We start from the raw sequence: 14410 nt of genomic DNA, 5'->3' as shown, positions 1-14410 counted from the left end.
TGGGACGATCGGACAACAGGTCCCGCCACGCCGCCTGCTGTGTGCCGGGCCCTGTGTGTACAGCGAAAACCAGGGACAGAAGAGGAACACGGCCATGGCAACGGCGCCCAGCGTCTCGTATTCGATGACGGTCCGCCTGGAAGTGCCCGCGAGCGGAACCGCGGTCTCCCAGCTCACCACCGCCGTGGAGTCCTCCGGCGGATCGGTCACCGGCCTCGACGTGACCGCCTCCGGCCACGAGAAGCTCCGGATCGACGTCACCATCGCCGCGACCTCCACCGCGCACGCGGACGAGATCGTCGAGAAGCTGCGGGGGATCGAGGGCGTCAGCCTCGGCAAGGTCTCCGACCGCACCTTCCTCATGCACCTCGGCGGCAAGATCGAGATGGCGTCCAAGCACCCCATCCGCAACCGTGACGCCCTCTCGATGATCTACACCCCGGGCGTGGCCCGCGTGTGCATGGCGATCGCCGAGAACCCCGAGGACGCCCGCCGCCTGACCATCAAGCGCAACTCCGTCGCAGTCGTGACGGACGGCTCGGCCGTCCTGGGCCTGGGCAACATCGGCCCGATGGCCGCGCTGCCCGTCATGGAGGGCAAGGCGGCCCTCTTCAAGCGCTTCGCCGGCATCGACGCGTGGCCGATCTGCCTCGACACCCAGGACAGCGACGAGATCGTCGCCATCGTCAAGGCCATCGCCCCCGGCTTCGCGGGCATCAACCTCGAGGACATCTCCGCGCCGCGCTGCTTCGAGATCGAGGCCCGCCTGCGCGAGGCCCTGGACATCCCGGTCTTCCACGACGACCAGCACGGCACCGCGATCGTGGTGCTCGCCGCGCTCACCAACGCACTGCGCGTCGTGGGCAAGGCAGTTGGGGACGTCAAGGTGGTCATGTCGGGCGCCGGTGCGGCCGGTACCGCCATCCTCAAGCTGCTCCTGGCGGCGGGCGTCAAGAACGCCGTCAGCGCCGACATCCACGGCGTCGTGCACGCGGGCCGCCCCGACCTCGTCGACGCGGCCCCCGACTCCCCGCTGCGCTGGATCGCCGACAACACCAACCCCGAGGGCTACACGGGCACGCTGAAGGAGGCCGTGGTCGGCGCCGACGTGTTCATCGGCGTCTCCGCCCCCAACGTGCTCTCCGGCGAGGACGTGGCCGCGATGGCGGAAGGCGCGATCGTGTTCGCGCTCGCGAACCCGGACCCCGAGGTGGACCCGGCCGTCGCCCGTCAGACCGCCGCCGTCGTCGCCACCGGGCGCTCCGACTTCCCGAACCAGATCAACAACGTGCTGGTCTTCCCGGGTGTCTTCCGCGGCCTGCTGGACGCCCAGTCGCGGACCGTGAACACCGAGATGATGCTGGCCGCCGCGAGCGCCCTGGCGGACGTCGTCGGCGAGGACGAGCTGAACGCGAACTACATCATCCCGTCGGTCTTCAACGACAAGGTCGCCGGCGCCGTCGCGGGAGCCGTCCGCAAGGCCGCCACCGTCCCGGTGGGCTGACCGGGGCTGTGACCGCCCTCACGGGCGTCCCGCCCGGCGCGTCGCGAGATGCGGGCCGTGCGGGGCGCCTCTAGGGTTGCGGGGATACCCGCGAGGTCCGCGGTGCGCGGCAACGTATGGGCGAGGGCGTGGACGGAGCGTCACCGCGGCGTGACTGTGGCGCTTTTCGTGTGACCCCGGCGGGTGCCGGATTGGCTTTCCCGCCGCTGGTGGGGGCAGGATGCGTAACCGGGCGAGAGGGTCTGACGTTCAGACCCGGGTCCGGGGACTGTCCGAGGGCCCTGGCAGCATCGGCTTCGATCTCACGCCTCTAAGGCAAGTTGAACACGGGAGTACAACATGAACCGCAGTGAGCTGGTGGCCGCTCTGTCCGAGCGCGCCGAGGTGACCCGCAAGGACGCCGACGCCGTTCTGGCCGCGCTCGCCGAGACCGTCGGCGAGATCGTCGCCAAGGGCGACGAGAAGGTCACCATCCCCGGCTTCCTGACCTTCGAGCGCACCCACCGTGCCGCTCGCACCGCGCGCAACCCGCAGACCGGCGACCCCATCCAGATCCCGGCCGGCTACAGCGTGAAGGTCTCCGCGGGCTCCAAGCTCAAGGAAGCCGCCAAGGGCAAGTAGTCCTGCCCCGGCGCCGAAGGCCGCACAGGCCTTCGGAACGGCAGCAGTACGGCGAAGGGCGGCCACCCCGGACGGGGTGGCCGCCCTTCGGCCGTCCCGGGCCCGCTTCGGGGCGCCCCGGCCTCGCGCCCGGCCGCTGCCGCCGGCCCCGGCCCCTGCCGGCCCCTCGCCTGGCCCTGCCGGGTCCGGCGCGCGCCGCCGCGCCCCCGGGGCCTCTGGGAGCCCACGGGGCGCCTGAGGGGCCATGAGAAAGCCCCCCGGGGCCCTTGCGGGGCCCGCGGGGGGCTTTCTGACGGTCCGACGGCCCCGCGGACGCCGCCGCGGGGCCGTCGGACGGCTCAGACGAGGTCGCCGCCCGGCAGCTCGACCTTCGCGCCGAGCTCCACGAGCTTCTCCATGAAGTTCTCGTAGCCGCGGTTGATCAGGTCGATGCCGTGGACGCGCGAGGTGCCCTCGGCCGCCAGCGCCGCGATCAGGTACGAGAACCCGCCGCGCAGGTCGGGGATGACCAGGTCGGCGCCCTGCAGCTTGGTGGGGCCGGAGACGACCGCCGAGTGCAGGAAGTTGCGCTGGCCGAAGCGGCACGCGCTGCCGCCCAGGCACTCGCGGTACAGCTGGATGTGAGCACCCATCTGGTTCAGTGCCGAGGTGAAGCCGAGCCGGGACTCGTAGACCGTCTCGTGGACGATCGAGAGGCCGGAGGCCTGCGTCAGGGCCACGACCAGCGGCTGCTGCCAGTCGGTCTGGAAGCCGGGGTGCACGTCCGTCTCCAGCGCGATGGCCTTGAGCGGGCCGCCCGGGTGCCAGAAGCGGATGCCGTTGTCGTCGATCTCGAACGCGCCGCCGACCCGGCGGAAGGTGTTCAGGAAGGTCATCATCGAGCGCTGCTGGGCGCCGCGCACGTAGATGTTGCCACCGGTCGCCAGGGCCGCGGAAGCCCAGGAGGCGGCCTCCAGGCGGTCCGGGAGCGCCTTGTGGTTGTAGCCGCCGAGGCGGTCGACACCGGTGATGCGGATGGTCCGGTCGGTGTCCATGGAGATGATCGCGCCCATCTTCTGCAGTACGCAGATGAGGTCCTCGATCTCGGGCTCCACGGCGGCGTTGCTGAGCTCGGTGACGCCCTCGGCCAGGACGGCCGTCAGCAGCACCTGCTCGGTCGAGCCGACCGACGGGTAGGGCAGGCGGATCTTGCAGCCGCGCAGGCGCTGGGGGGCCTCCAGGTACTGGCCGCCCTCGCGCTTCTCGATGGTCGCGCCGAACTGGCGGAGCACGTCGAAGTGGAAGTCGATCGGCCGTCCGCCGATGTCGCAGCCGCCGAGGCCCGGGATGAAGGCGTGGCCGAGGCGGTGCAGCAGGGGGCCGCAGAACAGGATCGGGATGCGCGACGAGCCCGCGTGGGCGTCGATGTCGGCGACGTTCGCGCTCTCGACGTGGGTCGGGTCGAGCACCAGCTCGCCCGGCTCCTCGCCGGGACGGACCGTCACCCCGTGCAGCTGGAGCAGCCCGCGCACGACCCGGACGTCACGGATGTCGGGAACGTTGCGCAGCCGACTGGGTCCGCTGCCGAGCAGAGCGGCGACCATGGCCTTGGGCACGAGGTTCTTCGCACCGCGGACACGGATCTCGCCCTCGAGCGGGGTGCCGCCGTGGACAAGCAGTACATCGTCACTGACTGTGCCGGTCATGAATCTCGCGTTCCGGAGTGGGATGGGCAGGGGGCCAGGGAAAAGAGTAAGGGCCACCACCCCTTTGTTTGTATGGCTGACGCGGCCGTAGGACTGTCATGAATTCGGTACAACACCCTCCGTACCCACCACATGGCGGAGCGTCGCGTTCCGCTCGCGCCGCCCGCGCGCCCTGCCTCCTGCTGCCGTGCGCCTGAGCTGCGGGCGGTCCGATCTTCCCGGCCGGTCCCCGCGACGGGCGATTGTGCGGGATCATGGCGGCATGACCGAGGTGTCCTCCCTCACAGGGCGGCTGCTCGTGGCCACCCCCGCCCTCGCGGACCCGAATTTCGACCGCGCGGTGGTGCTCCTGCTCGACCACGACGAGCAGGGCTCCCTCGGCGTGGTCCTGAACCGGCCGACCCCGGTGGGCGTCGGCGACGTCCTGCTGCCCTGGGCCCCGCTGGCCGGCGATCCGGGCGTGGTCTTCCAGGGCGGTCCCGTCGCGCTGGACTCGGCCCTGGGGGTGGCGGTCATCCCGGGCGAGGAGGGCCCGCTCGGCTGGCGCCGGGTGCACGGCGCGATCGGGCTGGTCGACCTGGAGGCTCCGCCCGAACTGCTGGCCGCGGCCCTGGGCTCGCTGCGCATCTTCGCCGGCTACTCGGGCTGGGGCCCGGGCCAGCTGGAGGACGAGGTCGGCGAGGGCGCCTGGTACGTCGTGGAATCGGAGCCCGGCGACGTGTCCTTCCCGGACCCCGAGCGGCTGTGGCGGGCCGTCCTGCGCCGCCAGCGCAGCGAGCTCGCGATGGTGGCCACCTATCCGGACGACCCGTCGCTCAACTGACCCCCGCGGCGTTCAGTACCCTGGGTTTTATGAGCACTCTTGAGCCCGAGCGCGGGACTGGTACGGGGACCCTCGTAGAGCCGACGCCGCAGGTGTCCCACGGCGACGGCGACCACGAGCGCTTCGCCCACTACGTCCAGAAGGACAAGATCATGGCGAGCGCGCTCGACGGGACCCCCGTCGTCGCGCTCTGCGGCAAGGTCTGGGTGCCGGGCCGGGACCCGAAGAAGTACCCGGTCTGTCCCATGTGCAAGGAGATCTACGAGTCCATGGGCCCCGGCGGGGACAAGGACAAGGGCGGCAAGGGCGAGTAGCCCGGCCCTACCGCGGCAGGACCAAGGCCCCCGGGGAGCGCATCGGCGTACCCCGGGGGCCTTTGGCGTACTAGGGTCGGCGCGACGAGCACTCTGTGGAACGGGCGTTGCGCAGAGTGCAACAGGCTGCTGCGAAGGGCTGACGCATGGACCTGATCCCCGCACCCCGGCTCGCCGACTTCCACGAGGGCGGGCTCCGCTTCGAGTTCGGGCCCGAGCCGGAGCTCTGCGCCGGGCCGGGCGCCGAGGGTGCGGCGCGCCGGCTGCGCCGCGAACTGGGCGCGGCCACCGGCTGGAGCCTGCCGGCGGCCGGTCCGGGGCCGGCCGGTGCGGGCGCGGCCGGGACCGGCACGGTCGCCCGGATACGGCTCGGGATCGACCCGGCGGCCGTGGGCGGCGCCGGGCCGGGGTCGGCGTCGGGATCGGGGGCCGGGCCGGGGCCGGCGTCCGAGGCGTATGCCCTCACCGTCGACGCGACCGGCGTCGAGCTGACCGGCGCGAGCGAGGCCGGGCTGTTCTGGGGCATCCAGACGCTGCGTCAGCTGCTGGGGCCCGACGCCTACCGCAAGGCCCCGCTGCCCGGGCGCACCTGGAGCCTGCCGTACGTACGGATCGCGGACGCCCCCCGGTTCGGATGGCGGGGGCTGATGCTCGACGTCGCCCGGCACTTCATGCCCAAGGACGGGGTGCTCCGGTACATCGACCTGCTCGCCGCGCACAAGCTCAACGTGCTGCACCTGCACTTGACGGACGATCAGGGCTGGCGGGTCGAGATCAAGCGGTACCCGAGGCTGACCGAGGTCGGCTCGTGGCGGGCGCGCAGCCGGCGGGGCCACCGGGCCTCCCCGCTGTGGGACGAGACCCCGCACGGCGGCTACTACACGCAGGACGACCTCCGCGAGATCGTCGCGTACGCCGCCGAGCGGCACGTCCGGGTGGTCCCGGAGATCGACGTACCGGGCCACTCGCAGGCCGCGATCGCCGCCTACCCGGAACTGGGCAACACCGACGTCGTCGACACCGCGGCGCTGGAGGTCTGGGACGACTGGGGGGTCAGCGAGAACGTGCTCGCGCCCACCGAGGCCGTCCTGCGGTTCTACGAGGGGGTCTTCGAGGAACTGCTGGAGCTGTTCCCCGCCGAGGTCTCGCCCTTCGTCCACGTGGGCGGGGACGAATGCCCCAAAGGGCAGTGGAAGGCCTCCGGAGCCGCCCAGGAGCGCGTCCGCGACCTGGGCGTGGACGGCGAGGACGGCCTCCAGTCCTGGTTCGTCCGGCACTTCGACTCCTGGCTCGCCGAGCGCGGGCGGCGGCTGATCGGGTGGGACGAGATCCTGGAGGGCGGGCTCGCGCCGGGCGCGGCCGTCTCCTCGTGGCGCGGGTACGGGGGCGGGATCGCCGCCGCCGAGGCCGGGCACGACGTGGTGATGTGCCCCGAGCAGCACGTGTACCTGGACTACCGTCAGGCGCCCGGCCCCGAGGAGCCCGTGCCCATCGCCTACGTGCGCACGCTGGAGGACGTGTACCGGTTCGAGCCGGTACCGCCGGAGTTGTCGCCCGAGGCGGCCGCCCACGTGCTCGGCGCCCAGGCCAACGCGTGGACCGAGGTGATGGAGGACCAAGGCCGCGTGGACTACCAGGTGTTCCCCCGGCTGGCGGCCTTCGCCGAGGTCGTGTGGTCCCCTCAGCCCCCGCCCGGGGAGCGCGACTTCGGCTCGTTCGAGGGGCGGATGGCCGCGCACTACGCGCGACTGGACGCCCTCGGGGTCGGTTACCGGCCACCGGGCGGGCCGCTGCCGTGGCAGCGGCGCCCGGGGGTGCTCGGGCGGCCGATCGAGGGAGCGCCCCCGAAGGTGTGACAACGGGAACCGGAACTCTGGCTGGATTTCCGGTGATACGGGGAAAAACGGGCGATCGGTCGAAGGTGCCCCGGTCCCGGCGGCGCCGGGACCCGGCCGCCCGGGGCGGGCCCCGGGTACCGGGCCGCCCGGCCCACCCTCGCGCGGGTCGTCCGGGAAGATGTGCCAGAGTTGCCACCTCCCGGCGGTGAGCACGTACCGTACGGCGGACAGGCGTGAGCGCCGGGACCGGGACATCGGGAAGGGGCAGCTGGGTTGACCACGCACGCACCGCAGGCGGCGCAGTCCGTGACGCTGCCGGCCTCGCTCGACGAGGCCGTGGCGGCTCTCACCGCCATGCCCGCCGCCGTGCCCGTCGCGGGCGGCACCGACCTCATGGCCGCCGTCAACGCCGGGCTGCTGCGGCCCGCCGCGCTGGTGGGCCTGGGGCGGATCAACGAGATCCGCGGCTGGCAGTACCAGGACGGCCACGCGCTGCTCGGCGCGGGCCTCACCCACGCGCGGATGGGACGGCCGGATTTCGCCGCTCTGATCCCCGCGCTGGCGGCCGCCGCCCGCGCCGCCGGGCCCCCGCAGATCCGCAACGCGGGCACCCTCGGCGGCAACATCGCCTCCGCCGCGCCCACGGGCGACGCCCTGCCCGTGCTGGCCGCCCTGGAGGCCGTGCTCGTCATCGTCGGCCCGGCCGGATCGCGCGAGATCCCCGTGTCGTACCTGCTGGCCGGCCGCGAGATGCTGCGGCCCGGCGAACTGATCGGCTTCGTCCGGGTGCCGCTGCTGCACGCCCCGCAGGTGTTCCTCAAGGCCACGGGGCGTACGGGGCCGGGGCGCGCGGTGGCGTCCGTGGGGCTGGTGCTCGATCCCGCGCGCCGGGGTGTGCGCTGCGCGATCGGGGCGGTCGCCCCCATGCCGCTGCGCCCGCTGGAGGCCGAGCAGTGGGTGGCCTCGCTGATCGACTGGGAGGGGGAACGGCACCTGGCCCCCGAGGCGCTGGAGGCCTTCGGCGAGTACGTCGCGGCCGCCTGCGTGCCCGACCAGGGGGAGCCGGTGGCCCCCGGTGTACTGCATCTGCGGCGGACGGTGGCCGTGCTGGCGCGCAGGGCCCTGGGGAGGGCGCTGAGCTCATGAGCGGGAACGAGAACGAGAACGTGACCCAGGGGAACGGAACGGCGAGCTGGGGCTGGGAGCCGGTGCCGCAGGGCGGCGAGTACGACTCCGACGCGACGGCCTTCGTGAAGCTGCCGCAGGACATGCTGGACGCGCTGGGGACCGGGGAGCCGCTCGCGGCGCCCGGCCACGGGTACGTGCCGCCGCCGATGATCGTGCCGCTCGGCTCGGCCAGCACGGATCCGGCGGCCACGGGCACGTGGACGATTCCGGTGCAATGGCCGGAGGCGGGGGCGTCGGAGGCTGCCGCGCCGCAGGCCCAGGGGCCGGCCGCGGCTCCGGTCGGCGGGCCGATCCCGGCGTCGGTCCCGCTTCCGGCGTCGGTGGCCGCGGCGTTCGCCGAGGCGGAGCCGGAGGCGCAGGCGTACGCGGAGGCCGGGTCCGACTTCTCTGATTTCGGGGCGGGGGTCCGGTCCGAGTCCGGGTCTGATCTCGGGTCCGGGGCTGAGTCCGAGTCCGCGTTCGAGTCCGGGTCCCACTTCCCGTTCCAGGCGCCTTCGCAGCAGGAGTCGGATCCGCAGGCGACGGCCGAGTGGCGGTTCGCGGACGAGTCCTCGTCGACCGGGCAGTGGGCCGCCGACTGGAGCCAGGCCCCGGCGACCCTGCCGGGCGGCGCCGCGGCGCCGTGGGCCGACCATCCCGACTACGCGGCGCAGCCGGAGCCGGGGACGCTGCCGGGCACGGACGACGCCGTCGCTTCGGCGGCCGCCGCGCGGCGGCCGCCGGGCGGACCCGGGGTCGGTGGGCTCGGCTCGCCGGCCGGGGCCGGGGGCGGTTCCGGGGCGCGGCGCGGGCCGCGCGTGCTCGGCGGGCCCGGTGTGGGCACCCCCCTCCCGGAGGCGGGCGAGCCGGTGCACCCGGCTCCGCACGACATCGAGGCCGCACACGGGCCGGCTGCCATGCCGGTCGAGGATGAGCGTCCGCACCCGGTGGCGTCCGGCGGGCTGGACCTGTTCGGGGGAGTGCGGGTCGCGGCAAAGGCCGAGGCTCCGGAGCCGGAGGGCGAGGCCGGGTCGGGGCTTGAGCCGGGGCAGCCGCTCGAGCCCGGGCAGCCGCTTGGGGCCGGGTCTGTGCTCGAGCCCGGTCTTGACCGTGAGGACGAGCCGGTGGGCGGGGCCGAGGCGGAGCCCGTGGTGGTCGCCGAGGCGGAGCCGGCCGCGGGGTCGGCCGCGGAGTCGTCGGCGGGGCCGTCCGCGGAGCCTGCCGCGGAGCACGGGGGTACGGACGGGCGCGGGTTCGCGGGCGTCGACCCGGGGCCGGCCGGGATTCCGGCCGGGTCCACGCCGACCGGGGACACCGCCGACATCGCTGTGGCACCCCCGGCCGAGGACACCGCCGAAGGTCTCCCGGCCGAGGTGCCGACGTATGGAGAAGAAGCGGCGGCAGCCGAGGCCGCCGCCCATCACGAGCACCCGCAGGCCTCCTACGTCCTGCGCGTCAACGGCGCCGACCGGCCCGTCACCGGGGCCTGGATCGGCGAGTCCCTGCTCTACGTGCTGCGCGAGCGGCTCGGCCTCGCCGGTGCCAAGGACGGCTGCTCGCAGGGCGAATGCGGCGCCTGCGCCGTGCAGGTCGACGGCCGGCTCGTCGCCTCCTGCCTGGTCCCGGCCGCGACGGCCGCCGGGAGCGAGGTCCGCACCGTCGAGGGTCTCGCGACGGGTGGGGAACTCTCGGACGTGCAGCAGGCGTTGTGCAGGTCGGGTGCGGTGCAGTGCGGGTTCTGCGTGCCCGGCATGGCCATGACCATCCATGACCTGCTGGAGGGCAACCACGCCCCCAGCGAGCTGGAGACGCGGCAGGCCCTGTGCGGCAACCTCTGCCGCTGCTCCGGGTACGCGGGGGTCATCGACGCCGTGCGCGAGGTCGTGGCGGGCCGCGAGGCGGCGGCGGCCGAAGGGGCGCACGGGACGGGGCAGGGTCACGGCCAGGGTCCGGGTTCGGCTCCCGGCTCGCCGGAGGCTCGCATTCCGCACCAGGCAGCGCCCGGCGAGGGCGGCATCCACCACGGAGGCACGGCGTGAGCGGGCAGGACGCGGCGACGGCGACGGCGACGGCGACGACAACGGTGAACACCACGGTCACCGCCCTGGCGGCGGAGGCCGGGGCCGAGGCCGCCGAGGAGCGGGCGCCGAGCGGGATCGGGGCGTCCGTCCCGGCCGCCGACACCCGCGCCAAGAGCGAGGGCACCTTCCCCTACGCCGCCGACCTGTGGGCCGAGGGCCTCCTGTGGGCCGCCGTGCTGCGCTCCCCGCACGCCCACGCCCGGATCCTGTCCATCGACACCTCGGCCGCCGCCGACATGCCCGGCGTGCGGGCCGTCGTCACCCACGCCGACGTCCCCGGCGCCACCACGCACGGCCGCCGCATCGCCGACCGGCCGGTCTTCGCGCACGACGTGGTCCGCCACCACGGCGAGCCCATCGCCGCCGTCGCCGCCGACCATCCGGACACCGCCCGCCTCGCCGCCGCCGCCATCGCCGTCGAGTACGAGCTCCTGGACCCGGTCACCGACCCCGAGCAGGCCTTCGGCGCGCCCGCCCTGCACCCCGACGGCAACCTGATCCGGCACATCCCGCTCCGCTACGGCGACCCGGAGGTCACCGGCGAGGTCGTCGTCGAGGGCCTGTACCGGATCGGCCGCCAGGACCCGGCGCCCATCGGCGCCGAGGCCGGGCTGGCCGTGCCCCGGCCCGACGGCGGCGTGGAGCTCTACACCGCCTCCACCGACCCGCACTCCGACCGCGACCTGGCGGCCGCCTGCTTCGGCCTCGAACCGGACCGCGTGCGGGTCGTCGTCACCGGAGTGCCGGGCGCGACGGCCGACCGCGAGGACGCCGCCTTCCAGCTCCCCCTCGGCCTGCTCGCCCTGCGCACGGGCTGCCCGGTCAAGCTGGCCGCCACCCGCGAGGAGTCCTTCCTCGGCCACACCCACCGGCACCCCACCCTGCTGCGCTACCGCCACCACGCGGACGCGGAGGGCCGCCTGGTCAAGGTCGAGGCCCAGATCCTGATGGACGCCGGCGCGTACGCCGACGCCTCCGCGGAGTCCTTGGCGGCGGCGGTGGCCTTCGCCTGCGGCCCGTACGTCGTCCCGCACGCCTTCGTGGAGGGCTGGGCGGTACGCACCAACAACCCGCCGTCGGGCCACGTCCGCGGTGAGGGCGCGATGCAGGTGTGCGCCGCGTACGAGGGCCAGATGGACAAGCTCGCGGCGGCCCTCGGCATGGACGGGGCGGAACTGCGCCTGCGCAACGTCCTGGCCACCGGGGACCTCCTGCCCACCGGCCAGACGGTGACCTGCCCGGCGCCGGTGGCGGAACTGCTGCGCGCGGTCCGCGACTTCGAGCTGCCCGCCCTCCCGAAGGACACCCCGGAGGACGAGTGGCTGCTGCCGGGCGGCCCGGAGGGCGCGGGCGAGCCGGGCGCGGTGCGGCGCGGGGTCGGGTACGGCGTCGGCATGGTTCACATGCTGGGCGCGGAGGGGACCGACGAGGTCTCCACGGCCACCGTGAAGGTCGTGGGCGGCACGGCGACGGTCATCTGCGCGGCGGTCGACACCGGCCAGGGCTTCGCCACGCTGGCCCGCCAGATCGTCCAGGAGGTACTGGGCGTCGACGAGGTGGCGACGGCCCCGGTCGACACCGACCAGCCGCCGGCCGGGCCGTCGGCGCACGGCCGCCACACGTGGGTGTCGGGCGGGGCGGTGGAGCGCGCGGCGAAGATGGTGCGCACCCAGCTCCTCCAGCCGATGGCCCACAAGCTGGGCATGTCCACGGAGCTCCTCCAGATCGCGGATGGCCGGATCACGTCGTACGACGGCGCCTTCTCGATGACGGTCGCCGAGGCCATAGAAGGCAAGGAGCTCTGGGCGACGGCCCAGTGCCGCCCCCACCCGACGGAACCGCTGGACGCGGACGGCCAAGGCGACGCCTTCGTCGGCCTCGCGTTCTGCGCGATCCGCGCGGTGGTGGACGTGGACATCGAGCTGGGCTCGGTACGGGTCGTGGAACTCGCGGTGGCCCAGGACGTCGGCCGCGTCCTCAACCCCCGCCAGTTGGAGGCCCGTATCGAGGCGGGCGTCACGCAGGGCGTGGGCGCGGCCCTGACGGAGAACCTCCGCACGGTATCCGGCCTGGTCCGCCACCCGGACCTGACCGGCTACGCCCTGCCGACCTCGCTCGACGCCCCGGCCGTCCGCATCGTCAAACTGGTCGAGGAACGGGACGTGGTGGCCCCCTTCGGCGCGAAGGCGGCGAGCGCGGTCCCCGTGGTGACGGCTCCCGCGGCGGTGGCCTCGGCGGTCCGCGCGGCCACGGGCCGCCCGGTGAACAGGCTCCCGATCCGGCCATCGGCGGCGGTGGCCGCGCCCAACTCGTGACCGTGTGACCCGCATTGCACCTGCAACCTCGGAGTTGGGGCTGTCGGTGCTGATCGCTACAGTGACCGGTGAGATTGCGTACGCGCGCGTGCGAACCGTGTGTGCGAACGGGGATGGGGAGTCGGGGAGGCCAGCGTGGCAGTGGAGAGTGAGCCGGGTCTGTTCGGGCAGGGCCTGACGCCCGGGCTGGCGGACGCCGTCATGGCGCAGGCGGCGGCGCTGTCGGTCGAGTACGACACGATGAAGGAATACAAGAACCTGGTGGACGGCCTCCTGACATCACTGGAGGACTCCCAGGCGGACCACGGCAAGCTGGCCCACGGCACCCTCCCGGCGGGCGCCCTGGGCACCGGCTTCCCGGAGGCCGACGGCCTCTACACGTCGTACAACAAGGTCCACGAGGAACTGCAGAACCTCTCGAAGGGCCTGGCGGGGCAGATCGAGGCCCTGGGCATCGCGATCCTGACGGCGGGCAAGGGGTTCGGTGACGTGGACGAGGAGACCAAGCGGCGCATGGCGGCCATCGCCAAGGAAGCCCAGGAGAACTACGACCCGAAGCGGGACCCGTACGCGGACAAGCCGGTCGCCTCCACCGACGGGGGCCCGGGGCGAGGTGTTCGGTTCTGATGGCGACGAACTTCGAGGGATACTCGCACGCGCAACTGGCCGCGATGGTCGCCTCGCTCGACCCGAAGACGGTGTCGCAGCGGGGCACGCAGCTCACCGAAGCGGCCAAGACCATCAAGGAGATCGGCCAGAAGCTCAAGGACCACAAGGTCAAGGGCTGGGAGGGCGAAGCGGCGACGGCCTTCCAGGAATGGGTGAACCGAGCGGGCAGCGCCACGCTGGTCCTGGCCGACTTCAGCTCGACGGGCGGCCACTGGATGACGCTGGCGGCCCAGACGATGTCCGAGATCCACATGCCCAAGTACGACGCGGGGGCGGAGGCGGCGCTGAAGGAGAACCTCGAGATCTCGCGGCAGTACCGCAACGACCCGGATGCGAAGCAGCTGGGCCAGGAGGCTTGGTCGAAGCTGAGCGGGGACCATGCGCGGGCGGTGGACGCGCTGACGAAGCTTTCGCAGTCGTATGCGTTGTCGAAGACGGAGATGGACAGGGCGACGATTCCGACGTTTCCGAAGCCGCCGGCGGTGTTTGTGCCGCCTCATGTGGCCACCGACTTGGACAGGGACCGCTTCGGAGGGGGTTCCGCGCAGGGGAGCAACTCAGGAAGCTCGTCGTATGTGTCGTCGGCGCCTACTGCCAGCGTTTCCAGGGACGAACCTATGGTTCCCGGCCACCCACCCAGGCCGGACGTAAGCCTCCCACCGGCGGCGCCGGTAGCGGTGACGCTGGACCGCGACGTGGAGGTGGACCTCGACACCGTCACCACGCTCCCGAACCCAACCGCGCCTCCGGTGACGACGCCTGCCGGCCCGTTGCCCACCGGTCCCACTCCTGTCGCCATCGCCCCACCCGTACCTCTGCCGCCGGTCGGCGGACTGAGGACGATCCCCGGCATCGGTCCGGTCGGCCCGCTCGGTCCCGGTCCTGGTACGAGCGGGCCCCTGGGCAAGATCGGCCTGCCTCCGCGCGGTGACACCGGCATCGTGGGCGGCCGACCGGTCACTCCCACGGGTCCCAGCTCCGGTATTCCGCGTGGCACGGTCATCGGCACGGAAGCCGGGCACGCGGGCCGTCCTGTGAACGGCATGGTGGGCGGCGGCTTGGGCGGTGCCCACGCGGGCACGGTCGGACCTGTCGGGGGCCGTCGGCTGGCCACGGAGCCTGGAGGTATCGTCGGCGGGCGTCAGCCTGCGGCGGGCAGTCGGGTGACGCCGTTCACCCAGGGTGGCTCGGGTCTTGTTCGGAGCAATGTCGGTGGCGTCGGCGCGGGGATGCAGACTCCGGGCAACCGACGCGACGACCAGCGGGGCGAACGCCCCGACTACCTGGCCGAGGACGAAGAGACCTGGCAGGGCAACCGTCGTGTTGTCCCGCCGGTGATCGACTGAGCAGAACGGACTTTGTACGGGATGCGCATGCGTAAGACGACCTCGGC

11 protein-coding genes are annotated in these 14410 nt (G+C 73.5%); 10 read left to right on the top strand and 1 reads right to left on the bottom strand.

The window, feature by feature from the left end; translation table 11 throughout:
- The first annotated feature begins 94 nt into the window (after nucleotides 1-94).
- The gene (locus BGK67_RS14425) at nucleotides 95-1504 is read left to right on the top strand and encodes an NAD-dependent malic enzyme (RefSeq protein WP_069920472.1); all 1410 of its coding nucleotides are present in this window, start codon (nucleotides 95-97) and stop codon (nucleotides 1502-1504) included.
- A 339-nt stretch (nucleotides 1505-1843) separates the two neighbouring features.
- The gene (locus BGK67_RS14420; RefSeq protein ID WP_007264399.1) at nucleotides 1844-2125 is read left to right on the top strand and encodes an HU family DNA-binding protein; all 282 of its coding nucleotides are present in this window, start codon (nucleotides 1844-1846) and stop codon (nucleotides 2123-2125) included.
- Between the two features lie 338 nt (nucleotides 2126-2463).
- On the opposite strand, the gene murA is transcribed toward BGK67_RS14420, so the two are convergent.
- Nucleotides 2464-3810 carry a UDP-N-acetylglucosamine 1-carboxyvinyltransferase gene (murA, locus tag BGK67_RS14415; RefSeq protein ID WP_069920471.1) on the bottom strand — a complete coding sequence of 449 codons (1347 nt, stop codon included), beginning with the start codon at nucleotides 3808-3810 and terminating at the stop codon, nucleotides 2464-2466.
- A gap of 262 nt (nucleotides 3811-4072) precedes the next feature.
- Here murA and BGK67_RS14410 point away from each other — a divergent pair, with 262 nt between their 5' ends.
- The 8 genes from BGK67_RS14410 (at nucleotide 4073) to BGK67_RS14375 (ending at nucleotide 14363) form a co-directional block, all read left to right on the top strand.
- Nucleotides 4073-4633: a YqgE/AlgH family protein gene (locus tag BGK67_RS14410; RefSeq protein WP_069920470.1), complete on the top strand. Its 561-nt coding sequence runs from the start codon at nucleotides 4073-4075 to the stop codon at nucleotides 4631-4633.
- 29 nt (nucleotides 4634-4662) lie between these two features.
- On the top strand, nucleotides 4663-4947 hold the full coding sequence (locus tag BGK67_RS14405) for a DUF3039 domain-containing protein (RefSeq protein WP_079154180.1): 285 nt from the start codon (nucleotides 4663-4665) through the stop codon (nucleotides 4945-4947).
- 146 nt (nucleotides 4948-5093) lie between these two features.
- Nucleotides 5094-6803, top strand: a complete 1710-nt coding sequence (locus BGK67_RS14400; protein WP_069920468.1) for a beta-N-acetylhexosaminidase — start codon at nucleotides 5094-5096, stop codon at nucleotides 6801-6803.
- Nucleotides 6804-7058: 255 nt separating this feature from the next.
- Complete coding sequence (locus BGK67_RS14395) at nucleotides 7059-7931, top strand: FAD binding domain-containing protein (protein ID WP_069920467.1); 873 nt, start codon at nucleotides 7059-7061, stop codon at nucleotides 7929-7931.
- Complete coding sequence (locus BGK67_RS14390; RefSeq protein WP_069920466.1) at nucleotides 7928-9991, top strand: (2Fe-2S)-binding protein; 2064 nt, start codon at nucleotides 7928-7930, stop codon at nucleotides 9989-9991. The genes BGK67_RS14395 and BGK67_RS14390 overlap by 4 nt, the downstream gene beginning before the upstream one ends.
- A 65-nt stretch (nucleotides 9992-10056) precedes the next feature.
- Nucleotides 10057-12348 (top strand): xanthine dehydrogenase family protein molybdopterin-binding subunit, encoded by a 2292-nt coding sequence (locus BGK67_RS14385; protein ID WP_244291467.1) that lies wholly within the window; start codon nucleotides 10057-10059, stop codon nucleotides 12346-12348.
- Between the two features lie 135 nt (nucleotides 12349-12483).
- Complete coding sequence (locus tag BGK67_RS14380; RefSeq protein ID WP_141754025.1) at nucleotides 12484-12975, top strand: hypothetical protein; 492 nt, start codon at nucleotides 12484-12486, stop codon at nucleotides 12973-12975.
- Complete coding sequence (locus BGK67_RS14375; protein ID WP_069920464.1) at nucleotides 12975-14363, top strand: WXG100 family type VII secretion target; 1389 nt, start codon at nucleotides 12975-12977, stop codon at nucleotides 14361-14363. Before BGK67_RS14380 ends, BGK67_RS14375 begins: the two co-directional genes overlap by 1 nt.
- Nucleotides 14364-14410: the final 47 nt, after the last annotated feature.

Origin of the sequence: Streptomyces subrutilus, assembly GCF_001746425.1 — a bacterium.
GTDB classification, from domain to species: Bacteria; Actinomycetota; Actinomycetes; order Streptomycetales; family Streptomycetaceae; genus Streptomyces; species Streptomyces subrutilus_A.
The sequence above is the reverse complement of the archived record's forward strand: the minus strand, read 5'-3'. Positions and strand labels throughout refer to the sequence as shown.

Excerpts from the sequence above, each read along its gene's own strand:
- BGK67_RS14400 (WP_069920468.1), top strand. The coding sequence starts at position 5,094 with ATGGACCTGATCCCCGCACCCCGGCTCGCCGACTTCCACGAGGGCGGG.
- BGK67_RS14405 (WP_079154180.1), top strand. The coding sequence starts at position 4,663 with ATGAGCACTCTTGAGCCCGAGCGCGGGACTGGTACGGGGACCCTCGTA.
- murA (WP_069920471.1), bottom strand. The coding sequence starts at position 3,810 with ATGACCGGCACAGTCAGTGACGATGTACTGCTTGTCCACGGCGGCACC.
- BGK67_RS14390 (WP_069920466.1), top strand. The coding sequence starts at position 7,928 with ATGAGCGGGAACGAGAACGAGAACGTGACCCAGGGGAACGGAACGGCG.
- BGK67_RS14425 (WP_069920472.1), top strand. The coding sequence starts at position 95 with ATGGCAACGGCGCCCAGCGTCTCGTATTCGATGACGGTCCGCCTGGAA.
- BGK67_RS14420 (WP_007264399.1), top strand. The coding sequence starts at position 1,844 with ATGAACCGCAGTGAGCTGGTGGCCGCTCTGTCCGAGCGCGCCGAGGTG.
- BGK67_RS14410 (WP_069920470.1), top strand. The coding sequence starts at position 4,073 with ATGACCGAGGTGTCCTCCCTCACAGGGCGGCTGCTCGTGGCCACCCCC.
- BGK67_RS14375 (WP_069920464.1), top strand. The coding sequence starts at position 12,975 with ATGGCGACGAACTTCGAGGGATACTCGCACGCGCAACTGGCCGCGATG.